This is a genomic window from Microbacterium sp. ZXT2-5 (genome assembly GCF_055329545.1).
Genome location: NZ_JBUZWD010000001.1, coordinates 1880649 through 1903231 on the forward strand (window position 1 = coordinate 1880649; position 22583 = coordinate 1903231).

The window sequence follows — 22583 nt, forward strand, 5'->3', positions numbered from 1 at the left end:
CCCCGTAGGTGCCGCGCCTCCTCCACAGGGCGGTCCTGCACCCAACACCTCAGCGCCCGCGCCAAACGCCTCAGCGCACGCCCGCCTCAGCGCACGCCCCGCATGAGCCGAAGCACGGGCTTCACTGCGGCCAGCAGTGCGAGGCCCAGCACGATGGCGATGCCGCCGAGGATCGTGAAGTAGGGCACCTCGTCCTCGGGGTTGTAGAACTGGGCGAGCCAGCCGGCGATCGCGGTGCCCAGGGCGATGGACAGGAAGTACAGCGCGACCATCTGGGTGTGGAACCGCTCGGGTGCGAGCTTCGTCGTGACCGAGAGCCCGGGCGGCGAGATGAACAGCTCGGCGATGGTGAACACGAACAGGATCAGCACGATCGCCAGCAGCGGCGTCGAGTTCGGCGCGCCGTTCGCCCAGGGCAGGAACAGCAGGAACGCAACGCCCATGATCATCGCGCCGAGCGAGAACTTCATCGGCGCCGACGGCGCGCGATCGCCGAGCCTCGTCCAGATCGCGGCGAACACGCCGGAGAGGATGATCACGAACACCGGGTTGATCGAATTGACCCACGACACCGGCATCTCCCACCCGAGGATCGTGCGGTCCAGCTGCTTGTCGGAGTAGATGGTCAGCACCGTGAACTGCTGCTGGTACAGCGACCAGAACCCGACGTTCACGACGAAGAGCGGGATGAACCCGATCACGCGCGACCGGTCGTCCGCGCCGATCGCACGCGAGGTGATGATGACCGAGAAGTAGGCGATCGCCGCCACGAGGGTGACGAGGATCACGATGCCCGCCAGGTTGTCGGCGCGGATCACCCCGGTGAGCACGAGAATGACGAGAACCAGGATGCCGGCGACCGCGACGCCGATCATGAGCCCGCGACGGTTCGCCGGCAGCGGGTTGGCGACGACGCGCGAGGACGCGGGGAGCTGCTTCCGCCCGAACGAGTACTGCGTCAGCCCGATCGCCATGCCGACCGCCGCGGCGCCGAAGCCCCAGTGGAAGCCGACGCTGCTCTGCAGGAATCCGGTCACGATGGGCCCGAGGAACGCACCGAGGTTGATGCCGAGGTAGAACAGCGAGAAGCCGGCATCCCGGCGCGGGTCCTTCGCCGAGTAGAGCGTGCCGACGACGGCCGTCGCGTTCGCCTTCAGCCCGCCGGAGCCGACGGCGACCAGGATGAGGCCGACGCCGAGCCCCCACACGCTCGGCAGCAGCGCCAGCGCGATGTGGCCGGCCATGATGACCCAGGCGCTGAAGAAGAGCACGCGCTCCGAGCCGAGCAGGCGGTCCGCGACCCACGCTCCGAGGATCGTCGACAGGTACACCGTGCCGCCGTACGCGCCGACGATGCCCGTCGCCGTCGCCTCGGGAATGCCGAGCCCGCCCTCGGACACGGAGTAGTACATGTAGATGAGCAGGATGCCCTGCATGCCGTAGAAGCTGAACCGCTCCCACATCTCCACGCCGAAGATGTGCGCGAGCGCCCACGGCTGCCCGAAGAACCGGGAGTCGTGGTCGGCGCCGTCGTCGGCGGTCGTCGCCGCCGCGTCCGTTCCGCTGCGGGCCGCTGCCGTCCGCGACGCCGCGCCCGTATCGCCCGACGCCGCGCCGGTGTCGCCCGACGCCGCGCCCGTGTCGCCGGCGGCCGCGGTGGCGCCGTCGGGCGGGCCGACCGGGACCTGCTCGCGTCGGCTCTCGGCATCCCGTGCGCCGTCCCCGAGCCGTGCGCCCTCGCCGTCGTCGAACCCCTGATCGCGCTCGTCCATGAGCTCGCCTCGCTCCCGTCGCCCCCCGGTTTCCCCGTCAGGGTAGCGGGCACCGCCCGCGCGCGGGAGGGGTGCTGCTCACTCCGGGAGGGACGGATGCCGCTCCTGCGGCGAGTGATGACGCGGGATGAACAGCGCCACGAGGAGGGCGACCACCGCGGCCGCGCCGCCGAGCAGGAAGGAGACCTGGAAAGCGGCGGGGCCGGGGACCGCCGCGCCGTCGAGGTCGACCACGTAGGTGGCCAGCACCGCGCCGACGACGGCCGCGGCCGTGCTCGTGCCCAGCGAGCGGAACAGCGCGTTGAGGCCGTTCGACGCGCCCGTCTCGGACTGCGGCACGGAGCGCATGATGAGCATCGGCATCGCGGCATAGCCGAAGCCGATCCCGAATCCGATGCCGATGTTCGCGACGAGGATCTGCCACACCTCGCTCGCGAACAGGAGCGTGAACCCGTAGGTCAGCACGAGGGCGATGGCGCCGAGCACGAGGAGGAGCTTCGGCCCCATGGTGCGCGCAAGGCGCCCCGAGAACGGCGAGAGCACCATCATCACCAGGCCCGCCGGCATGACCACGAGGCTCGCGGCGACCAGCGACAGGCCGAAGCCGCCCACCGTGGCGGGCAGCTCGAGCATCTGCGGATAGACGACGTTCGACGCGAACAGCGAGAAGCCGAAGGCGATGGACGTGATGTTCGTCAGCAGCACCGGCCGACGCGCGGCCACGCGCAGATCCAGGAGCGGCTCGGCGATGCGCAGCTCGTACCAGCCCCACACCAGCAGCACCAGGAGGCCGCCGAGACCGCTGACCAGCGTGGCGGGCGACGTCCAGCCCCACTCGTTGCCGCGCGAGATCGCGAGCAGCACGCCCAGCAGGCCCACCGCGAGCCCGGCGGTGCCCACGTAGTCGAACCGCCCACCCGTGCGCAGCGCGCTGACGGGCACGATCCACAGCACGAGCGCGAACACGACCGCGCCGAGCCCGGCCGAGACCCAGAACAGCACGTGCCAGTCGCTGCGCTCGGTGATGAGCGCGCTGATCGGGAGGCCGAGCGCGCCGCCGACGCCGAGCGTCGCGCTGATGAGCGCGATGGCCGAGTCCACCCGGTCCTCGTGCAGCACGTCGCGCAGGATCGAGATGCCGAGCGGGACGACGCCGGTGACCGCCCCCTGGAGCGTGCGCCCGATGATCACGCCGATGATGCCGGTGGATGCCGCGGCGATGACCGAGCCGACCACCAGCAGCGCCAGGAGCACGAGCACGATGCGGCGCTTGCCGTACATGTCGCCCAGGCGCCCCGCGATCGGGGTCATCACCGCGGCCGCCAGCAGCGTCGAGGTCACGACCCACGCGGTGTCCTCGCGGCTGGCGTCGAGCAGCTCGGGCAGCTTGGACTGGATCGGCACGACCAGCGTGAACATGAACGACGAGGCCAGGCCGGCGATCGCCAGGACCGCCACGATCGCGCCCTGGCGAGGCATCCGGGTGAGTCGGCTTCTCGCGTCCTCATCACCCGTGTGCATCAGTTCAGGCTATCGGCGCTCGGGCGGGCGGGCTCCGCGGGTGCAGACTGAGGGCATGGCCCCCACCGTGCCGCCGCCGGGCATCGACATCATCCCCCTCGACACCGTCGAGCAGGTCCACCTCGCCGCGCGGGTGCTGGCCGAGGTGTGGGGCGGCGACCCGGGCGGCATGCCGCCGAATCTGCTGCGCGCCCTCGCCCACTCCGGCAACTACGCGGTCGGCGTCTACGACGGGGAGCAGATGGTGGGGGCATCCGTCGCATTCTTCGGCGACCCAGCGTCGCGCTCGATGCACAGCCACATCACCGGGGTGCTCCCCGGTCGCCAGGCGCGTGGCGTCGGCCGTGTGATCAAGCAGCACCAGCGGGAGTGGGCGCTCGCCCGCGGCGTCGGCCACATCACCTGGACGTTCGACCCGCTCGTCGCCCGCAACGCGCACTTCAACCTGCGCGTGCTCGGCACGCGCGCGACCGAGTACCTCGTGAACCACTACGGCGCGATGGACGACGGGGTCAATCGGGGCGACCAGACCGACCGAATCATGGTGTCGTGGGCGCTCGCCGCGCCGCCGGTGCCGACGCCCGGCGACGACCGCGTGGTCGCGTCCGTCGAGATCCCGCGCGACATCGAGACGATGCGGCGGAACGCGCCGGCGGATGCCGCGGCCTGGCGTCTGCGCGTGCGCGAGCAGCTCACCCGGCACCTGGCCGAGGGTCTCGTGATCGGCGGCTTCGACGACGCGCGCGGCTACCTGCTGGTGCGCCGCTGACGCGTGGCGCACCAGGTGCTACTCGCCCGGGTCCTTCGTCGGGTCGCCCGGCCGCACGTCGGCGTCGTCGCGGATGTCGATGCGGGTGACGCCGTCGCGGTGCGTCACGTCGATCCGCGGATCGGCGTCGGACTCCACCGCGTTCGGCGCCGACGTCAGCTGATCGCGGCGCTTCTCCTCATCCGTCATGCCGGTGCCGTCCGTCGCCCGGCCGCTGTCCTGCGCCATGCTCATCCCTTCCGCCACTCGTCGCTCTTCAGGTGCGAGCCCGCCTGGGGCCCCATCTGCAGCATCCCGCCGTCGACCGTCCAGCTCGCGCCCGTCACGTAGCTCGCCGCGGGCGACGCCAGGAACGCGACGACCGCCGCGATCTCCTGCGGCTTGCCGGGCCGCCCGAGCGGTATGCCCGGGCGGTGCGTGCGCTCGGCGTCCTCCGGGTCCTGGTCGGTCAGCGGCGTCGCGATCTCGCCCGGTGCGACGGCATTCGCGGTGATGGCGTGCTCGCCGAGCTCCTGCGCCATCGTCTCGATGAGGCCGCCGAGGCCGTGCTTGGCGGCGACGTAGGCGGCCGAGCCCACCCGGGGCTGCGTCTCGTGCACGCTCGTGATGGCGATGAGGCGCCCGCCCTGCCCGGCACGCACCATGTGCCGCGCCGCCGCCTGGAGCGCGGCGAAGGCGCCGTCGAGGTTCAGTGCGACGACCTGCCGCCAGTCCTCGACCGACACCTCGAGGAACGGGCCGCCGGAGCCGCCGCCGGCGTTGTTCACGAAGACGTCCAGCCCGCCGAGCCGCTCGACGAGCCCGTCGATCGCCGGCGCGACGCCGTCGAGGTCGGTGGCGTCGAACTGCGCCACCTCCGCGGTGCGGCCCCGCTCGCGGACGGCGTCGGCGGTGCGCTGCGCGCCCTCCTCGTCGCTGTGCCAGGTGATGCCGACATCGAGGCCGGCCTCGGCGAGGGCGATGGCCGTCGCCTGCCCGATGCCCGAGTCCGAGGCGGTCACGATCGCGCGGCGCGGGGAGAAGTCGAAGGTCTGCATGGGCTCGAGGCTACGAGCGCGCTCTCAGCGGTGGCACGGGGTTGCGCTCGCGGCGCCCCGGGGCTACGCGACGCCGCCGGCGGCTCCGTCGAGGACGACCGGAGGAAGGAGGAGAGATCGGCGGGAATCGTCCGCTGCTTCGCGTTTTTCCTCCGGTCGACCGCGGGTGATCCTGTCTAGGCTGACCGGCATGCCGACCTCGCCTGCGCAGTATCGCGCGCACTTCGACTTCGATATCCGCTTCGCCAACGGCGGTGCGCTGTCCGGCACGGGATTCCGGCTGGATCTGCCGTCGGCCGACGTCGCCGACGACGAGGTGGCGCGCCTCCTCGTCATCCACCTCGGCCTCGCCCTCGTCGACGAGGTCGAGCTGCGGGCCCTGCGGGTGGTCGAGGAGCCGCACCGCGGCAGCCGCGGCGTCGACGCCGGAGCGGCTGCGACGCAGGGCGCGACCCGCGTCGTGGACCTCAGCCACCCGATCCGCGCCGGGCTCGTCACGTACCCCGGGCTGCCGGCGCCGACCATCACGCCGCATCTCACCCGCGAGGACTCCCGCGCCCGCTACGCGCCCGGCACCGAGTTCGCGATGGACGTCATCACGATGATCGGCAACACCGGCACCTACCTCGACTCGCCGTACCACCGCTACGCCGAGGGCAGCGACCTCGCCGGGCTCGACCTCTCGACACTGGTGGGGCTGCGCGCCGAGGTGTTCCACCTCGAGGACGCGTGGGATGCCGCGCGCCGAGGCATCCGCTCCACCACCCTCGCCGATCGCGACGTGCGCGGAGCCGCCGTGCTCCTGCACACCGGCTGGGACCGCTGGTTCGGGCTGCCGGAGTACGGCGCCGGCGCGCCGTTCCTCACCGGCGAGGCCGCGCAGTGGCTGATCGACGCCGGGGCCGTGCTGGTCGGCATCGACTCGGTCAACATCGACGACGCCGACCCTTCGACGGGTGCGGGAGGAGGCGAGCGCCCCGCCCACTCGCTGCTCCTCGGTGCGGGGGTGCACGTCGTCGAGCACCTCACCAACCTCGGATCCCTGCCCGCGCGGGGTGCGCGCTTCACCGCCGCCCCGCCTGCCGTCGCGGGCTTCGGCACGTTCCCGGTGCGGGCCTTCGCCGAGGTCCCCGCCTGACGCACCTCCCTGCCTGACGGGCGTCCCTGGGCGCCGTAAGAGGGACGTATCAGCGCGAGGCTCCGCCGCTCTTCTCAGGCGAACGAGGAGAAGCCATGCGCGAGCACATCGAGACCCTGATCGTCGCCCTGACCGACACCATGCGCGGCCAGGCGCAGCACACCGCCCCCCGCGAGCCCCGCCGGCGCCGGCCGCGCATCGCCCGCTCGACGTACGTGCCGGTGCGCCGCGACGTCGTGCCGCAGCGCTTCGCCCACTGACCCGCGACGCCCGGTCTCCAGGCCGAGGCACCGCTCGGGCCCGGGCGTACGCTGAGCGCATGCCCATCGCCACCCCGGCGGCATCCGTCGCCCTGCAAGGCTTCGAGCTGCGCGTGCTGCACGTGCCGCTGGTCGCCCCGTTCACGACGTCGTTCGGCACCGAGACGGTGCGCGAGGTCATCGTCGTCCGCGCGCTGACCTCTGACGGCGAGGGCTGGGGTGAGATCGTGACGCAGTCCGACCCGCTCTACTCGAGCGAGTACACGCAGGGCGCGTGGGACGTCTCGCTGCGCTTCCTCGTGCCGGCTCTGCTGGACCGCCACCTCATCGCCCCGCACGAGATCGCGGGCGCGCTCGAGCCGTTCAAGGGGCACCGCATGGCGAAGGCGGGCCTCGAACTCGCCGTGCTCGACGCGGCCCTGCGCGCCGAGGGGCGCAGCTTCGGCGCATACGTCGGCGCCGTGCACGACCGCGTGCCGAGCGGGGTGTCCGTCGGCATCCAGCGCGACCCGGCCGCGCTCGTCGACACCGTGCGCGGCTACCTCGACGAGGGGTACGTGCGCATAAAGATCAAGATCAAGCCCGGCCGCGACGTGGCCGACACGGCGGCCGTGCGCGACGCGTTCGGCGGCATCCCGCTGCAGGTCGACGCGAACTCCGCCTACACGATGGCGGATGCCGACACCCTGGCGGAGCTGGACCGCTTCGACCTGCTCCTCATCGAGCAGCCGCTGCAGGAGGACGACCTCGTCGACCACGCCACGCTCGCGCGGCGCCTGCGCACGCCGGTGTGCCTGGACGAGTCGATCGTGTCGGACAAGGCCGCAGCCGACGCGCTGGCGCTGGGCTCGGCATCCGTCGTCAACATCAAGGCGGGCCGCGTCGGTGGATATCTCGAGGCGGTGCGCATCCACGACCGCTGCCTCGCCGCCGGCGTCCCGGTGTGGTGCGGGGGCATGCTCGAGACGGGCATCGGCCGCGCGGCCAACGCCGCGCTCGCCGCCCTCCCCGGGTTCACGCTGCCCGGCGACGTCTCGGCGTCGGACCGCTTCTACCGCCGCGACATCGTCACCGAGCCGGCCGTCCTGGAGGACGGGCACGTGCGGGTGCCCACCGGCCACGGGCTCGGCGTCGAGATCGACCCGGTCGCCCTCGACGACTTCACCGTCGCGCGCGAGACGCTGACCCGGTAGCCGGGCGCAGATCCGGCCATGCGCGCGCAGCGGCGTACCGTTCGCACGACGGAAGGGCGACGGAGGCCCCGACACGCCGCCGCACCGGGGCGAGGGCCGGGATCGGTCCTGCGAACGGTACGGCCGGCGGTCGAGAGGCCAGGCCGACGCGGGCGGATCGGCGCGGTTGTCGCGGGGATTCTGCTGCTCGCCGGCTGCACGCCGACACCGGCGCCGTCGGCCACGCCGAGCCTGCCCGCCGGGGTGACCGTCGAGCTGCACCAGCTGCGCTCCGACGTCGGACCGCGACAGGCCCAGGTGCGGGTGGCGAACGCGTCCGATGCCGCGGTCACCGTCGGTGCCGTGCGCGTCGAAGACCCGCGGTTCGAGGGCCCGGTCACCCGCGTGATCGAGGGTCGCGTCAGCACGATCCCCGCGGGCGGCGCGGCCGACATCCGCGTCCAGCTGCCTCCCGTCGAGTGCTCCGTGCCCGACGACGCCGAGGCCGAGGCCGTGCTCGAGATCGTCGGCGACGACGGCAGCGTCGAGATGACGGCGTCCGCTCCCGATCCGCTCGGGTTCGTCGCGGCGCTGCACGCGCGCGAGTGCCTGCTCGAGCGGGTGACGGATGCCGCCTCCCTCGCCTTCACCGGGTTCACGCCGTCGCCCCCCGGCGAGCCGGCCGCCCTGGAGCTGACCGTCGCGCCCACCGGGGATGCCGCGGCGACCCTCGTCGGCATCGAGCGGACGAACCTGCTCGGCTTCGCGGGACTCCCGCCCGAGGCGGACCTGTACCCGCTGCAGCGCGAGATCGCCGCGGCGGAGGCGGAGCCCTCGGTCGTCTCCCTTCCGCTGACACCGACCCGCTGCGACCCGCACGCCGTGCAGGAGGACAAGCGCGGGACGATCTTCGGCGTCCGCGTCGCCGTCGACGGCGAGGCGGGCGAGGTCGAGCTCTTCGTCGGCGAGGACATGCGGGGCAGGATCCTGTCGTGGGTCGCCTCCTGGTGCGGCTTCGCCGGCTGACCATCGCCGCGCGCCCCGCGCCGAGCGACCCGAAGTCAGCGCCACGAACGGCGAGCGGCCGGCCGCCCGAGGGCGACCGGCCGCGTCCGGCGCTGGTCGGGCTACCGCACCGTCACCGTGATCGCCTTGGAGCTGGTGGCTCCGGCGGCGTTGGCGAACTCCGCCACGTAGGTGTACGTGCCGGGCGCGCGTCCCGCGATCGCGGTCCGGGCCTGCTGCGCGTTCGGGGATGCCGCCTCGAGCGCCTGCTCGTCGATCAGCACGCCGTTCTCGTACAGCCGGTAGCTCGTGCCGTTGGTGCCCCACCACAGGTTCGCGGTGACGGTGTAGTTCCCGTCCTTGTCGCGGTTGTCGTGCGAGAGGACGGGCACCGCGGGAGCGGCATCCGCCACCTTCACGGTGACCGACGACGTCGCCGTGGCGCCTGCGGCGTTGATCAGCTCACCCGTGTACACGTACGTGCCGTTGGGCTTGCCGCTCACGTCGACGGTCGACACCTGCGCGTTCGGCGAGTCGGCGTCCAGCAGCTTCGTCGAGATCAGCGCGCCGTTCTCGTACAGCCTGTACACCGCGCCGTTCACCCCGTGCCACAGATTCATCGACACCGTGAAGGTTCCGTCGTGGAGACCGTCGTCCCAGCCGGAGTTCGTCGACAGGATGCCGCGGCCCGGCGCCGCGGTCGGACCTTCGTCGTCGAACACGAGCAGCTGCGCCGACGCCTGGGTGACCAGGCCGTCGTGGTTCACCGCGTTGACCGTGAGCGTGTGGGTTCCCACCAGCCCGTCGAGCTCAATGACCTGGCCAGGGGCCACCGGCTCGCCGTCGAACGCGATGTCGAGGTTGCGCACGCCCGACTCCGGGTCGTCCGCGGTCACCTCCACCGTGAGGACCGCCGTGCTCGCCAGCAGCGTGCCGTCGGCGGGCAGCCCGCTCACCACCGGGGCGGTGGTGTCGGTCGCCCCCGAGGGGTCGCCCGTCACCGCGATGCGCGGTGCCGGCGGCTGCTCCATGCCGTCGCCGAGGAAGAAGCTCGTCTGCGGCGGCTGGTTGTAGCCGGTGTTCTGCCACGCCACCGACAGGCGGTAGACCGGGTCGTGCATCAGCGTGCGGATGCGCAGGTCGGTCTCGTCCGTCGTGGAGTAGATGCGCAGCTCGGTCGAATCGGTCGACCGCCACGCGATCTCCTCGCGCCAGTCGCCGAAGAGGTCGGCCTGCACGTTGGGCGTGCCCTTGGTGTCGTTGTTCGACAGGGCGCCCTCGGCGCGCAGGATCACCTCCGACGACTGCGACTCCGCGTCCCACTTCGACACGGTCGGCACGCCGGTGCGCGGCCCGTCGTCGAACTCGTGGTCGACGATCTCGCGCAGCGGGTCGCCGTCGAACCAGGCGAGGAAGTTCGCCGCCGGGATCGCACTGCCGATGCGCTCGCCGTCCGCCGACATGAGGTACCCCTCGCGCGAGTTCCACGCGGCGTCGCCGCCGACCGCCCAGCCCTCGGCACCCTCGTAGCGGGGGTCGATGTCGCCGGAGGCGGCACGGCCGGTGTCGCGGTCCGCCGGGATGTCCCAGAGGATCTCGCCGGTGCGCGCGTCGCGCATGGTCGCGCCGCGGTTCTGCGACGAGCTCATGTCCTCGTGCGCCGCGAAGACCTCCAGGCCCGGGCGGGACGGGACGAGGTCCGACACGTGCAGCGCGTCGCCGTGGCCGAGCCCCGTCGCGTACAGCACCTCGCCGTCGTCGTCGATCGTCGCCGAGCCGAAGACGATCTCGTCCTTGGCGTCGCCGTCGACATCGGCCACCGACAGGTTGTGGTTGCCCTCGCCGTACAGGCCCTCGTTGCCCTCGTCGTTCGAGTCGAGCACCCACCGCTCGGTGAGCTGCTCGCCGTCGAAGTCGTAGGCGGCGACGACGGCGCGCGTGTAGTACCCGCGACTGAACACCGCACTCGGGCGCTCGCCGTCGAGGTAGGCGGTGCCCGCCAGGAACCGGTCGACCCGGTTGCCGTACGTGTCGCCCCACGCCCCGACGTCGCCTCGGGCCGGCACGTAGTCCACCGTGTCGATGGCGGCACCGGTGGCGCCGTCGAAGACCGTGAGGTACTCCGGTCCGGTCAGCACGTAGCCCGAGCTGTTGCGGTGGTCGGCGCCGGCGTTGCCGATCGGCTGACCGGTGCCGTCGATCGTGCCGTCGGCGGTCTTCATGATGACCTCGGCGCGGCCGTTGCCGTCGTAGTCGTACACCTGGAACTGCGTGTAGTGGGCGCCTGCCCGGATGTTCACGCCGAGGTCGATCCGCCACAGCCGCGTGCCGTCGAGGCGGTAGGCGTCGAGGTAGACGTTCCCGGTGTACCCGCCGGACGAGTTGTCCTTCGAGTTCGTGGGATCCCACTTCACGAACAGCTCGTACTGACCGTCGCCGTCGACATCGCCGACGCTGACGTCGTTCGCGCGGTAGCCGTACGGCTGGCCGTCCTTGGAGTAGGCGTCCGCCGGCTTGTCCAGCGGCACCGAGCGGTACGCACCGGTCTGCACCGTGAACTCGTCGGTGTCGGTGACCTCCACGCCGTCCAGCACCTTCGTGACGAAGTAGACGGATGCCTCGTCCCCGGCCTCGTCCAGGAAGTTGGTCGAGTCGGTGATCGGCGTCGTGGTGACGCGCGCGCCGTCACGGTAGACGTGGAACGCCACGCTGTCGGGGTCGGTGCCGAGCATGCGCCACGAGACCAGGTTGCCGGCATCCGTCGCCACCGCCGCGGGAGCGCGATCGAGGTACTCCGCCTGCCGCTGCAGCACCGTCACGGCCTCCGTCTTCAGCTGTGCCGACGCCGCACCGGCGCCGCCCGCGTTCACCGGGACCACCGTGTAGAAGTACGGGATCGTGGTGAGCACCTCGCCGTCGGTGAACCGGCTGGTGTCGGCCACGCCGATCAGTTCGCCGCGCTCGCCCTCCACTTCGGAGCGGAACACCAGGTAGTACAGCGCGCCCAGCGGCTGCGCCCACGAGAGCTCCACCGAGTTCTTCTCGATGGCCTCGACGGTCAGCCCGTCCGGTGCGGCCGGCGGCGTCACCTCCGGGTCGACGAAGGACACCTCGGCGGTCGCCGACGGCACCGACTCGAGCTTCGTCTGGTCGATCGCGGTCACGTGGTACTCGTAGTCCAGACCCACGCGGGCTGTCGTGTCGACGTACGCGGGCTCGTCGACCGCGGCGATCCGCACCGGCTTCGCGTCGAACGGGGACTGACGGTAGACGTTCCAGGTGAGGTCCGGCTCGGCATCCCACGCCAGCGAGACGCTGGGCGCGGCCGGGTCGGCGTCGACGTCGGTGACCTCGAGCCCCACCGGACCCAGCAGGATCGGCGTGATCTCCAGGCCGTTGAGACGTGTGCCCGACGCTGCGCCGTAGGCCTCGACGTTCAGCTGACCGTCGGTGACGAGGAACGGTCCGCGCAGCGTGGCGTTGACCGAGGCGCGGCCGGCGTTGCCCGAACCTGCGTCCCTGCCTTCGATGCGGAAGCTCGTCCGGCTCGAGCCGATCCAGTCGCCCGAGTACGTCTTCATCGAGTACGTGCCGTTGGGCACGTCCAGCGCGAAGGTCGAGCTGTCGCCGGGGAGCACGAAGTCGCGCACGAGGTCGTTCGAGCCCTCGGCCGCGCCGCGATCGCGCCCGGCGTTCGCCGGCAGGACGCCGAGGAAGCCGTAGCCGCGCTCGGTCGTGTACGTGAGGTCGGGAGTGACCTCGGTGTAGCCGGCCATGAGCGGGTTGCCCGCGAGCTGGAAGTCGTACTTGTACAGCGCCTGCTTCGTGGTGAAGGTCACCACGGCGCTCGGCTCGGAGTCGCCCCGGCCGTTGACCGCGACGACGCGGTACCGGTAGGCGGTGCCCTCCGCGAGACCCTGCACGATCGAGCTCGTCTGGGTCACCATGCCGACGAGGGCCCACTCCGGATCGGGGTCGGCGACGGCCTGACGGTGGATCTTGTAGATGTCCGCCGTCGGCGAGGCATCCCACTGCAGCGTCGCCCCGCCGTTGCTGATCGCACCCGCGACGAGATTCTGCGGCGCCGGCGGCACCTCGGCGGGCGGCTCGATGTCGGAGACCTTGGCCGCGAGCGGGGTGTCGAGGCCGGCGACGTCCTGCGCGACCAGGCGGGCCATCTGGATGGCGCCGTACTCCTGGAAGTGCGTGTCGTCGACGGTCCCAGCGGGACGGTTGGGGAACACGCCGGGGTCGACGTGGAGGAAGACCGCCTTGGCCGCCTCCGGGCCGATCTCGTCGAGGTAGGCCCGGCTGGAGGCCGACAGGTCGACCAGCAGCACGTCCTCCTCGACCGCGAGCTCGGTCATCTTCGCCACGTACTCCGGGAAGCTGACGTTGAAGAGGCCGGTCGCGGGGTCGAAGCTGCGCCGCGACACCGGCGTGACGAGGATCGGGGTGGCACCGCGCTGCCGTGCGCCCTCCACGTAGACGCGCAGATACTCCTTGTAGTCCTCGGGGCTCGCGTAGCGGTCGTCGACGCCCTGGGTGGCGTCGTTGTGCCCGAACTGCACGAACAGGTAGTCGCCGGGACGGATGCTGCGCAGCACCTCGTCGAGGCGGCCCTGCGTGAGGAAGTTCTTCGACGAGCGGCCGCCGATCGCGTGGTTGGCGACGGCGATGTCGTCGGCGAGGAACCGGTCGAGCATCTGCCCCCACCCCGCCTGCGGCGCGTAGGCGATCGGGTCGTAGGTCTGCACGGTCGAGTCGCCCGTGAGGTACGCCGTCGTGATGGCGCCCGCGACGCGCCCGGGCAGTCGCGTGATGGTGAGGGCGTTGACGGATGCCGCGTCCCCGCCGAACTGCAGGGTGAGGCGGCCGTCGACCAGGGCGATCGGGAACGCCATCTGCAGGTACGAGCCCGCGCCCTGCGGGTTGGACTGCACCTTCGCGATCGACTCCGCCGTCATCGTGGTGGTCGTCGGGCTCTCCTCGTCGCCCGCCACCAGCTGCACGGAGTAGTCGCCGGCGCCGAGATCCACCTCGAAGGTCGCCCCCGCGACGGCGACGAAGTCGCTGCGCAGGGCGTCGTCGGTGCCGCGGTCGACGTCGGGCGTCTCGGCGGCGGGGGCCGTCGAGAAGCCGTAGCCCCACTCGTCGCTGAACGCGGTCGACGAGGTGACGCCGAGCGCTCCCTCGGCCACCGCGCCGGGGCCGAAGTCGAAGGTGACGACGTCGCTCTCGGGGAGCGGGGCGGGCGCGACGTAGGCGGGCGCGATGACGACCGCCGACGCGGGGGAGGCCCCAGCCAGATTGCGGGCCGTCACGCGGTAGGACCATTCCGCCGAGGTGTCGACGGTGTCGGTGTGCCCGGGTGTCGTCAGCGTGGCGATCTCGGCGAAGACGCCGTCGGCGCCGGCGCGCTCGACGACGTACTCGTCGCCGTTGGCCACCGCCGACCAGGTCAGGACGACGGCTTCCCGCGTCACCTGCGAGACCGCGAGGTCGCTCGGGGCCTCGGGCGCGACGAGCGCGGGGATCACGCCGCTGCGCACCTCGGCGGTCCGCTCCGAGGTGCGGTCGTACGCGCTCACGGCGACCACCGCATACGCGTACGAGTCGCCCTCGACGACAGAGGTGTCGGAGTACGAGGGCTCCGTGGTCTCGGCGATCTGGGAGAACTCGCCGGTGGTGTCGCCGACGACGTCGGCACGGAGCACCTGATAGGTCGCGGCGCCGTCCGCGGGCGACCACGCGAGGTCGACGCCGTTCCAGGCGACCCGCGTTGTGGCGAGGTCCGCGGGGGCGTCGGGCACGACCGGCGCGACGACGAGGCCGTTGACGTACGCGCCGAGCCCGCTGCCGGTGAAGCCCACGGTGAGCTGGCCGTCTTCGACCGTGGTGCGGAACGTCTCCGTCGTGGTCGCCGCGCCGCCGGTGATCAGACGGGTCTGGGCGATCCCCTCGAGCGACATCGTCGCGTTGGTGCCCGAGGTCCCCGTCAGGGCGTCGCCGATCGTGAGGGTCACGTCGTACTCGCCGACCGGCACGCCGTCGAGGAGGAATCCCCAGTTCGTCCCGGCGACGAAGTCCTCGGCGACGGGATCGGCCGGCGTGCGATTGCCCGTGCGGTCGCGGTCGAAGAGCGTGGCGCCGTCGGGCACAGTGATGCCCCACCCCGCTTCCGCCGTGTGGAGCGACGTGGTGAGCACCTGCTGCCAGCCGTCCGCCACGGGGCTCGACGCGGTGCCGAAGTCGAAGCGCCACGCTCCGTCCTCGGCGGGGGCGAGGGACGCGGCGGCCGGGGTCGCGGTGAGCAGGGCCGCGACGACGGCGGTGGCGCCGGCGATCGCGGCGAGGCGGAGCCCGTGGCGGGGAGCCCGGGGCATGGGGGCGTGGTCAGCGGGTCGCTGCGCGCCGTCGGCGCGTGCGGACACGTGGGGCACGGTTCCTCCTGTTGTCAGCATCGGCAAAGGATGACGGCGGCGGACGCGACATCGCGACAGCCGTCGACGTGAACCGGGCGCGTACGGACTCGAGCCCTGTCCGGTCGGGCCGGGGTGGGGATACTCCGGTCCGATTTGTTGTCGGCTCCGACGGAAAGCGTATTCCGATGGAAGCCGCTGGCAGTCTGACATGCGGCCGGGCGGAGGGGCAAGACATTTCTGAAACGTTTTTGCGATGTCGCCGCCGAGGCTTGCGCCACCGGCGACCTGTGGCCTAGGTTCTCGGGCGAACGCTTTCCCAAACCCCCGCCGCCGGGGTGCTTACGGACCACCCCGGCGGCGGGCCCGCGCCAACGCGGCGTCCGGGCGCCGCGCGCGGTGGGAGGGCCGCCCCGCCGTGAAGTCGGGGGGCATCCCCCTCCTGCCGGTCCTGTGCGCGCCAGTAGGCTGACGCCATGACGACCCCTCCACCTCCCTCCGCGTACGGCGCCGCCCCTCCGCCGCAGCCGATGTCGCCCGCCGACGAGAAGCTCTGGGCGACCCTCGTGCACCTCGGCGGCCTGTTCTTCGGATTCCTGGCGCCGCTCATCGGCTTCCTCGTGCTCAAGGACCGGGGCCCGTTCGTCCGCGCCCACACCGCCACCGCGCTCAACTTCCAGCTCACCCTGCTGATCGCCTACATCGTGGGCGCGGTGCTGAGCGTCGTGATCATCGGCATCTTCATCCTCATCGCCGCGTACGTGCTCAACATCGTGCTGTGCATCGTCGCCGCGGTGAAGGCCAACCGCGGCGACTGGTACAAGTACCCGGTGACCATCTCCTTCATCAGCTGAGACGGCGCGGTCTGCCGTGGCGACGGCGGACGGCGGGGACGAGCAGGGGAGCGGACCGATGAGCGAGTATCCCGACATCTCGGACCATGGGCTGATCGGCGACCTGCAGACCGCCGCGCTCGTCGACACCGAGGGGTCGATCGACTGGTTCTGCGCGCCGCGGTTCGACTCGCCGAGCGTGTTCGGGTCGCTCCTGGACGCGCAGCGAGGCGGCTTCTGCCGCGTGCGCCCCGAGACCGACGACTACGTGACGCGGCAGCTGTACCTGCCCGACACGGCCATCCTGCTCACGCGGTTCATGACCGAGGAGGGCGTCGGCGAGGTCCTGGACTTCATGCCCATCGCGGGCGACGAGCCGACCGACCGGCACCGCATCGCCCGCCTCATCCGCGTCGTCCGGGGGTCGATGACGTTCGTCGGCGAGATCCGGCCCGCGTTCGCGTACGGGACCGTCGCCCACACCGGCGTCGAGCCGGCGGTCGGCGACGGGGTGCTGTTCCGCGGCGGCGATCAGGCGCTCACCGTGCACCGCGTCGGCGAGATCATCCGCCGCGGCGATCAGCAGGCCGGCACGATCGAGCTGATCGACGGCGGGCTGCGCGTCCACGGGACGCTCCACGCCGGCGATCGCACGGGCGTGCTCCTCGAGACGGGCGGGGCGGCGCCCCGTCGCGTCTCGATCGACGAGCTCGAGCGGATGTACACCGAGACGCAGCGCTTCTGGCGCGACTGGGTGGGGCGCTCGACGTATCGCGGACGCTGGCGCGAGACGGTCCACCGATCGGCCATCACGCTGAAGCTCCTCACCTACGCGCCTAGCGGCGCCCTGGTCGCCGCGCCGACGGCGGGACTGCCCGAGCAGGTCGGCGGCGAGCGCAACTGGGACTACCGATACACCTGGATCCGCGACGCGTCCTTCTCGGTGCAGGCCCTGCTGGGGCTCGGCTACCGCGACGAGGCGGAGGCCTTCGTGCAGTGGCTCACCGACCGGGTGCAGGAGAGCGCGGGCGACGAGTCCGGCCCGCTCAAGATCATGTATCGCGTCGACGGATCGTCCGATCTGGCCGAGACGACGCTGCCCGGGTGGCGCGGCTACCGCGACTCGTCACCGGTGCGCATCGGCAACGGCGCCGCCGATCAGCTGCAGCTGGACATCTACGGCGAGGCGATGGACTCGATCCGGCTCGCCGCCGAGCACGGCTTCCAGCTCAGTGACGGGGAATGGTCCGAGGTGAGCCGCATGCTCGACTGGGTGTGCGACAACTGGGACAGGCCCGAGGAGGGGGTCTGGGAGACCCGCGGCGGACGCAAGAAGTTCACGTTCGGCCGCTTCATGTGCTGGGTGGCGCTGGACCGCGGCATCCGTCTCGCCGAATCCGGCGGCCGGCCCGCCGACATCGTGCGATGGCGCGGCGGGCGGGATGAGATCTACCGGGCGCTCATGGCCACGTCGTGGGACGCCGATCGCGGCGCTTTCGTGCAGGCCGAGGGCAGCGATGTGCTGGATTCCGCGAATCTCATCATGCCGGTCATGGGTGTCATATCGCCGCGCGACCCGAGGTGGCTCTCGACGCTCGCGGCCATGGAGACGGAACTCGTGTCGGACAGCCTCGTCTACCGCTACAACCCGGCCGCGTCGCCCGACGGGCTGCGCGGCTCGGAGGGCACCTTCACGCTCTGCTCGTTCTGGTACGTCGACGCGCTCGCGCGCACCGGACGCACCGAGGAGGCCCGCCTCACCTTCGAGAAGATGCTCACGTACGCCAACCACCTGGGGCTCTACGCCGAGGAGATCGGGCTGACCGGCGAGCAGCTGGGCAACTTCCCGCAGGCGTTCAGCCACCTGTCGCTCATCAACGCGGCCGTGAACCTGGACCGGCTGCTCGATCACTAGAATCGACGGATGGCCGTTTCACGCGGCCGCCGGATCGAGTGCTCGCTCTGCGAGCGTATCGAGATCATCAGCACCCTCGTGCATCCCCTCTCCCGACCATTGGAGCCACCGTGGCCGAGCAGTCTCGCCTCGACAAAGTCATCAGCCTCGCCCGTCATCGCGGGTTCGTGTTCCAGGCAGGTGAGATCTACGGCGGATCCCGGTCGGCATGGGACTACGGCCCCCTCGGCACCGAGCTGAAGGAGAACATCCGCCGCCAGTGGTGGCAGACGTTCGTCCGCGGCCGCGGCGACATGGTGGGCCTGGACTCGTCGATCATCCTGCCCAAGCGCGTGTGGGAGGCATCCGGTCACGTCGCCACCTTCACCGACCCGCTGGTGGAGTGTCTGCAGTGCCACAAGCGCTTCCGCGCCGACAACCTCGTCGAGGACTTCGAGGCGCGTAAGGGTCGCAAGGCCGAGAACGGCCTCGCCGACGTGCCGTGCCCGAATTGCGGCACGAAGGGGCAGTACACCGAGCCGAAGGCGTTCTCGGGCCTGGTGAAGACCTATCTCGGCGTCGTCGACGATGAGTCGGGGCTGCACTTCCTCCGCCCCGAGACCGCGCAGGGCATCTTCGTGAACTTCTCGAACGTGCTCACCGCCAGCCGCAAGAAGCCGCCGTTCGGCATCGGCCAGGTGGGCAAGGCGTTCCGCAACGAGATCACCCCCGGCAACTTCATCTTCCGCACCCGCGAGTTCGAGCAGATGGAGATCGAGTACTTCGTGCCGCCGGCGGAGGCGCAGGAGTGGTTCGACCACTGGGTCGACGAGTGCTGGGACTGGTTCGTCGACCTCGGGATCGACCCGGCCAACATGCGCCGGTTCGACGTGCCCGAGGAGGAGCGCGCGCACTACTCCGACGGGACGATCGACGTCGAGTACCGATTCGGGTTCCCGGGCAAGGAGTGGGGCGAGCTCATGGGCATCGCCAACCGCACCGACTACGACCTCGGCAGCCACACCGAGGCCTCGGGTCAGAGCCTGACCTACTTCGACCAGGCGTCGGGCGAGAAGTACATCCCCTACGTCATCGAGCCCTCGTTCGGCCTCACCCGCAGCATGATGGCGTTCCTCGTCGACGCGTACCACGAGGAGGAGGCGCCGAACGCGAAGGGCGGCACCGACACCCGCACCGTCCTCAAGCTGGACCCGCGCCTGGCGCCGGTGAAGGCCGCGGTGCTGCCGCTGTCGCGCAACGAGCAGCTCTCGCCCATCGCGCGCGAGGTCGCCGAGACCCTGCGCGGCCAGTGGAACATCGACTTCGACGACGCCGGCGCCATCGGCCGCCGCTACCGCCGTCAGGACGAGATCGGCACCCCGTTCTGCGTGACCGTCGACTTCGACTCGCTCGACGACCGCGCCGTCACGGTCCGCGACCGCGACACGATGGGGCAGGAGCGCGTCCCGCTCGAGGGTCTGCACGCCTACCTCGCGGAGCGTCTCAAGGGCGCCTGACCCCTCGCTCTCACGCGAGATCGGATGCCTCGACCCGGCCGGGTCGAGGCATCCGCCGTTCCAGGGATCTAGCCGTTCGCCGCGCTCTTCGCGCCGTCCGACGCCGCCATGGCCGCGCCCGACACGGCGAGGCCGTCGGCGCCGGCGGCCTTCAGCGCGTAGCCCTGCAGGAGCGCGTGGAGGTCGAGGCCGGTGAGGCCCTTGACGACCTCGGTGCCCTCGCCGAGCACCTTGCCCACCGTCTTGGTCATCTCGGAGGCGCCGTCGGTCGAGACCACCGTGAGCTTGTCGATCGAGGCGATGGGCTCGGCGGCGGCGCGCACGATCTCGGGCAGGCGCGAGATGATCTCCTGCGCGAGCGCTGCCTCGCCGTACTTCTGCAGGGCGAGGGCCTTCGCGTCGGTCGAGGCGGCCTCGGCGGACCCTCGGCCTGGATCGCGGACGCCCGCGCGTCACCCTCGGCCTTGATGCCGGCCGCGAGGGCGACCTGCTTGTCGCGCTCGGCCTCGCCCGACACGCGGACCGCGGTGGCGGCGGCCTCGGCGTCCTGCACGGCGGCGACCTTGTTGGCCTCGGCGATCTTCGTGCGCTTGTACGCGTCGGCCTCGGTCGCGGCGTTCGCCGCATCGCGCTGCGCGGTCGCGCGCTGCACCTCGGCGTACGCCTGCGCCTCGGCGGGCTTGCGGATCTCGATGTCGAGGCGCTCCTGCGTCACCAGCGCCTGCTCGGTCAGCGCCTCTCGCTCCTGCACGGCGACGAGCTTGTCCTGCTCGGCGGTCGCCAGCTGACCGGCCGCCTGCGCCTCGGCGTTGGCGCGGTCGGTCTCGGCCTTGATCGTCGCCTGCTTGAGGGCGAGCGCCTTCTGGCGCTCGGCGATCTGCTCCGCCGCCTCGATGCGCGCGAACTCGCTGGCGCGGGACGCCTCGGCCTCGCTGATCTCGGCGACCTGGCGTGCGCGGGCCGCCTCGGCGCGACCGAGGTTCGCGAGGTAGTCGCTGCCCGGCGTCGAGATGTCGCTGATGTTGAGGAGGTCCACCTGGAGCCCCTGCTCGACGAGGTCGGCCTTGGTCTCGGCGACGACGCGGTCGGACAGGCTCTTGCGGTCGGAGATGATCTGCTCGATCGTCATGTCGCCCACGATGGAGCGGAGCGATCCCTCGAGCGATTCCTTGATGATCTCGGTGAGCAGGTCCTGCTGCGAGAGGAAGCGCTGCGCCGCCCGGCGCACGCCCTCTTCGGTGCCCGACACCTTGAAGTTGATCGAGGCCTTGATGGCGATCTTGATGCGGTTCTTGTCGACGCCCTCGACCGTGATGCCGATCTGGCGCTGCTCGAGCGAGATCGAGAAGCCCTGCTGGAGGATCGGCCAGACGAAGGTGCGGCCGCCGATCACGACGCGCTGGCCGCTGCCGATCTCGCTGGGGTCGGGCTTGCCCGCACCGCGGCCGACGATCACGAGCGCCTCGTTGGGCGGGACGCGCCGGATGCGGCGCGCGATGAAGGTGATCAGACCGAGCACCGCCACGATGAGGGCGACGACCGCGATGACCTGGATGAGTTCGTTGGTCATGGACGACCTTTCCTGTGTGGGTGCCGCGCCGGGTCCCCCACCCGCACGCGGCCGGGACGAGGGTTACTCCGCGACGACCTTGACGCGGGTGCCGGAGTGCTCGACGACGCGGATCCGCACGCCCTCGACGATGGTCTCGTCGGCGTACGCGAGCCGGCGCTCGACCTCCTGCGGACCGTCGAGGCTCACCTCGCCGCCGGCGGGCGACACCGTGGAGCGGGTCACGCCCGACAGCCCGACCGCGGAGGCGGGTGCCCCGTCGGAGCTCTGCGTCAGCCGCTTCACGAAGAGCACCGCGATGAGGTAGGCCAGCACGGCGAGCACCGCCGCGAGCACGTACGCCCACACGGTGTCGAGGCCGCTGGTGTAGGTCAATGCGCCGGACGCCCCGAACACGACCGCGGCGATGCCGAGGGCGGTGCCCGAGATGGCGCCGTCGCCGATGTCGAAGTGGTCGAAGATGTCGCCGACGATGAGCGAGATCAGCAGGACGGCGAGGCCGACGCCTCCGACGATCAGGAACGGCAGCACGGGATCTCCACGAAGGGCCAGGGGCGAGGTCCCCCCACCCTAGTGGGACTGGGTGTCTCACCGCTGGCGGGAACCGCCCGCCTGGGGAGAACCGGGTGCCCGGCCCCCTCAGTCCGTGACGGTGAGCGTCGCCGGTCCGGTGTCGCCCTCCATCACCCTGCGGTAGTCCTCCGCCACGATGTCGCGCAGGACCGCGGTGTCTACGGTGTCCAGATCCTTGATGTACAGGCAGCCGACGCCGGTGTCGTGCGGCCCGAGCTGCGCGAGGCGCTCCGCGTGCGCGTCAGTGCGGAGCAGATAGACGGTCGTCGCCTGCCTGCGCGGCGCGAACCCGGCGATCGGTGCGTCGCCCTCCGTGCCGGTCGGGTACCGGTAGTGGCACGAGCCGAAGCCGATGATCGTGCCCCACAGCTCGGGCTCGCGGCCCGTGACGTCGCGCATCAGCTGCACCATGGCCGCCGCGTCCCGCTGCCGCTTGGCGGGCGTGACGGCGGCGATGAACTCGTCGACGTCCCCTCCGGTCTTCTTCATCAGACCCCTCCGCCGCCGCTCTTCGCCGCGGACTTCATCGCGCGCTTGTGCTCGCGCACCTTGGTCAGCGATTCCGGCGAGACGATGTCGGCGACGCTGCGGTAGGACCCCTCCTCGCCGTAGGGGGCGGATGCCTCGCGCCAGCCGTCGCCGGTGTACCCGTACTGCTTGCCGAGCAGCGCGAGGAAGATCTTGGCCTTCTGCTCCCCGAAGCCCGGCAGCTTCTTGAGGCGCTTCAGGACGGTGGCGCCGTCCGGCTCGCCCTGTCGCCAGATCGCAGAGGCGTCGCCGTCCCACTCCTGCTCCACCGCGGCGCACAGCGCCTGCACGCGCGCGGCCATGGACCCGGGGAAGCGGTGCACCGCGGGCGTCGCCGCGAACAGCTCGGCGAACGCCTGGGGGTCGAAGCTCGCGAGTGCCGAGGCATCGAGCGTGCCCGCGCGTTCGGAGATCTTCAGCGGGCCGGCGAACGCGGTCTCCATCGCGACCTGCTGGTCCAGCAGCATGCCGATGAGGAGCGCGAGCGGGTCGTCGGTCAGCAGGCGGTCGGCGGCGTCGTCGCCCGTGATGTGGAGCGTCATGGCCCCAGTCTCCCACCAGCCCCGCCGCGG

At 71.6% G+C, this 22583-nt stretch carries 16 protein-coding genes and 1 pseudogene; 8 read left to right on the plus strand and 9 right to left on the minus strand.

Going from position 1 to position 22583, the window contains the following annotated elements:
* Positions 1-86 precede the first annotated feature (86 nt).
* Positions 87-1772, minus strand: coding sequence for a peptide MFS transporter (locus ACZBH1_RS08235; protein ID WP_463646102.1), 1686 nt, complete (start codon positions 1770-1772; stop codon positions 87-89).
* Between the two features lie 78 nt (positions 1773-1850).
* Positions 1851-3251 (minus strand): MFS transporter, encoded by a 1401-nt coding sequence (locus ACZBH1_RS08240; protein WP_463646103.1) that lies wholly within the window; start codon positions 3249-3251, stop codon positions 1851-1853.
* Positions 3252-3348: 97 nt separating this feature from the next.
* On the opposite strand from ACZBH1_RS08240, the gene ACZBH1_RS08245 reads away from it, so the two are divergent.
* Positions 3349-4062, plus strand: a complete 714-nt coding sequence (locus ACZBH1_RS08245; RefSeq protein WP_463646105.1) for a GNAT family N-acetyltransferase — start codon at positions 3349-3351, stop codon at positions 4060-4062.
* 18 nt (positions 4063-4080) lie between these two features.
* Here ACZBH1_RS08245 and ACZBH1_RS08250 read toward each other — a convergent pair whose 3' ends face one another.
* Together ACZBH1_RS08250 and ACZBH1_RS08255 are read right to left on the minus strand one after the other, a co-directional pair.
* On the minus strand, positions 4081-4290 hold the full coding sequence (locus tag ACZBH1_RS08250; protein ID WP_336394350.1) for a hypothetical protein: 210 nt from the start codon (positions 4288-4290) through the stop codon (positions 4081-4083).
* A gap of 2 nt (positions 4291-4292) precedes the next feature.
* The gene (locus ACZBH1_RS08255) at positions 4293-5099 is read right to left on the minus strand and encodes an SDR family oxidoreductase (protein ID WP_463646106.1); all 807 of its coding nucleotides are present in this window, start codon (positions 5097-5099) and stop codon (positions 4293-4295) included.
* Between the two features lie 190 nt (positions 5100-5289).
* Between ACZBH1_RS08255 and ACZBH1_RS08260 the strand changes: the two genes are divergently transcribed.
* The 4 genes from ACZBH1_RS08260 (at position 5290) to ACZBH1_RS08275 (ending at position 8695) form a co-directional block, all read left to right on the plus strand.
* Positions 5290-6237: a cyclase family protein gene (locus ACZBH1_RS08260; RefSeq protein WP_463646107.1), complete on the plus strand. Its 948-nt coding sequence runs from the start codon at positions 5290-5292 to the stop codon at positions 6235-6237.
* 95 nt (positions 6238-6332) lie between these two features.
* Positions 6333-6497, plus strand: a complete 165-nt coding sequence (locus tag ACZBH1_RS08265; RefSeq protein ID WP_336394353.1) for a hypothetical protein — start codon at positions 6333-6335, stop codon at positions 6495-6497.
* 59 nt (positions 6498-6556) lie between these two features.
* Entirely contained in the window at positions 6557-7690 is a 1134-nt protein-coding gene (gene menC, locus ACZBH1_RS08270; RefSeq protein WP_463646109.1) for an o-succinylbenzoate synthase, read from the plus strand.
* 243 nt (positions 7691-7933) lie between these two features.
* Positions 7934-8695 (plus strand): hypothetical protein, encoded by a 762-nt coding sequence (locus tag ACZBH1_RS08275; protein WP_463646110.1) that lies wholly within the window; start codon positions 7934-7936, stop codon positions 8693-8695.
* Positions 8696-8796: 101 nt separating this feature from the next.
* Here ACZBH1_RS08275 and ACZBH1_RS08280 read toward each other — a convergent pair whose 3' ends face one another.
* A complete protein-coding gene (locus ACZBH1_RS08280; protein WP_463646669.1) occupies positions 8797-15108 on the minus strand; it encodes a rhamnogalacturonan lyase family protein in 6312 nt (2103 codons plus the stop codon).
* A 464-nt stretch (positions 15109-15572) separates the two neighbouring features.
* Here ACZBH1_RS08280 and ACZBH1_RS08285 point away from each other — a divergent pair, with 464 nt between their 5' ends.
* The 3 genes from ACZBH1_RS08285 to ACZBH1_RS08295 all read left to right on the plus strand — a co-directional run bounded on the left by ACZBH1_RS08285 (position 15573) and on the right by ACZBH1_RS08295 (position 19340).
* Positions 15573-15950, plus strand: a complete 378-nt coding sequence (locus ACZBH1_RS08285) for a DUF4870 domain-containing protein (protein WP_336394356.1) — start codon at positions 15573-15575, stop codon at positions 15948-15950.
* A gap of 58 nt (positions 15951-16008) precedes the next feature.
* Positions 16009-17844 (plus strand): glycoside hydrolase family 15 protein, encoded by a 1836-nt coding sequence (locus ACZBH1_RS08290; RefSeq protein WP_336394357.1) that lies wholly within the window; start codon positions 16009-16011, stop codon positions 17842-17844.
* Between the two features lie 110 nt (positions 17845-17954).
* A complete protein-coding gene (locus tag ACZBH1_RS08295) occupies positions 17955-19340 on the plus strand; it encodes a glycine--tRNA ligase (protein WP_336394358.1) in 1386 nt (461 codons plus the stop codon).
* A 68-nt stretch (positions 19341-19408) separates the two neighbouring features.
* On the opposite strand, the pseudogene ACZBH1_RS08300 reads toward ACZBH1_RS08295, so the two are convergent.
* The 4 genes and pseudogenes from ACZBH1_RS08300 to ACZBH1_RS08315 form a co-directional block, all read right to left on the minus strand.
* A pseudogene (locus ACZBH1_RS08300) lies at positions 19409-20910 on the minus strand (flotillin family protein).
* Positions 20911-20973: 63 nt separating this feature from the next.
* Complete coding sequence (locus tag ACZBH1_RS08305) at positions 20974-21441, minus strand: hypothetical protein (RefSeq protein WP_336394360.1); 468 nt, start codon at positions 21439-21441, stop codon at positions 20974-20976.
* A 108-nt stretch (positions 21442-21549) separates the two neighbouring features.
* Positions 21550-21972: a DUF1801 domain-containing protein gene (locus ACZBH1_RS08310; RefSeq protein ID WP_336394361.1), complete on the minus strand. Its 423-nt coding sequence runs from the start codon at positions 21970-21972 to the stop codon at positions 21550-21552.
* The gene (locus tag ACZBH1_RS08315) at positions 21972-22553 is read right to left on the minus strand and encodes an HhH-GPD-type base excision DNA repair protein (RefSeq protein WP_463646111.1); all 582 of its coding nucleotides are present in this window, start codon (positions 22551-22553) and stop codon (positions 21972-21974) included. The genes ACZBH1_RS08310 and ACZBH1_RS08315 overlap by 1 nt, the downstream gene beginning before the upstream one ends.
* Positions 22554-22583: the final 30 nt, after the last annotated feature.

Excerpts from the sequence above, each read along its gene's own strand:
- ACZBH1_RS08265 (WP_336394353.1), top strand. The coding sequence starts at position 6,333 with ATGCGCGAGCACATCGAGACCCTGATCGTCGCCCTGACCGACACCATG.
- ACZBH1_RS08235 (WP_463646102.1), bottom strand. The coding sequence starts at position 1,772 with ATGGACGAGCGCGATCAGGGGTTCGACGACGGCGAGGGCGCACGGCTC.
- ACZBH1_RS08245 (WP_463646105.1), top strand. The coding sequence starts at position 3,349 with ATGGCCCCCACCGTGCCGCCGCCGGGCATCGACATCATCCCCCTCGAC.
- ACZBH1_RS08310 (WP_336394361.1), bottom strand. The coding sequence starts at position 21,972 with ATGAAGAAGACCGGAGGGGACGTCGACGAGTTCATCGCCGCCGTCACG.
- ACZBH1_RS08285 (WP_336394356.1), top strand. The coding sequence starts at position 15,573 with ATGACGACCCCTCCACCTCCCTCCGCGTACGGCGCCGCCCCTCCGCCG.
- ACZBH1_RS08315 (WP_463646111.1), bottom strand. The coding sequence starts at position 22,553 with ATGACGCTCCACATCACGGGCGACGACGCCGCCGACCGCCTGCTGACC.
- ACZBH1_RS08240 (WP_463646103.1), bottom strand. The coding sequence starts at position 3,251 with ATGCCTCGCCAGGGCGCGATCGTGGCGGTCCTGGCGATCGCCGGCCTG.
- ACZBH1_RS08290 (WP_336394357.1), top strand. The coding sequence starts at position 16,009 with ATGAGCGAGTATCCCGACATCTCGGACCATGGGCTGATCGGCGACCTG.
- ACZBH1_RS08260 (WP_463646107.1), top strand. The coding sequence starts at position 5,290 with ATGCCGACCTCGCCTGCGCAGTATCGCGCGCACTTCGACTTCGATATC.
- ACZBH1_RS08255 (WP_463646106.1), bottom strand. The coding sequence starts at position 5,099 with ATGCAGACCTTCGACTTCTCCCCGCGCCGCGCGATCGTGACCGCCTCG.
- ACZBH1_RS08250 (WP_336394350.1), bottom strand. The coding sequence starts at position 4,290 with ATGGCGCAGGACAGCGGCCGGGCGACGGACGGCACCGGCATGACGGAT.
- menC (WP_463646109.1), top strand. The coding sequence starts at position 6,557 with ATGCCCATCGCCACCCCGGCGGCATCCGTCGCCCTGCAAGGCTTCGAG.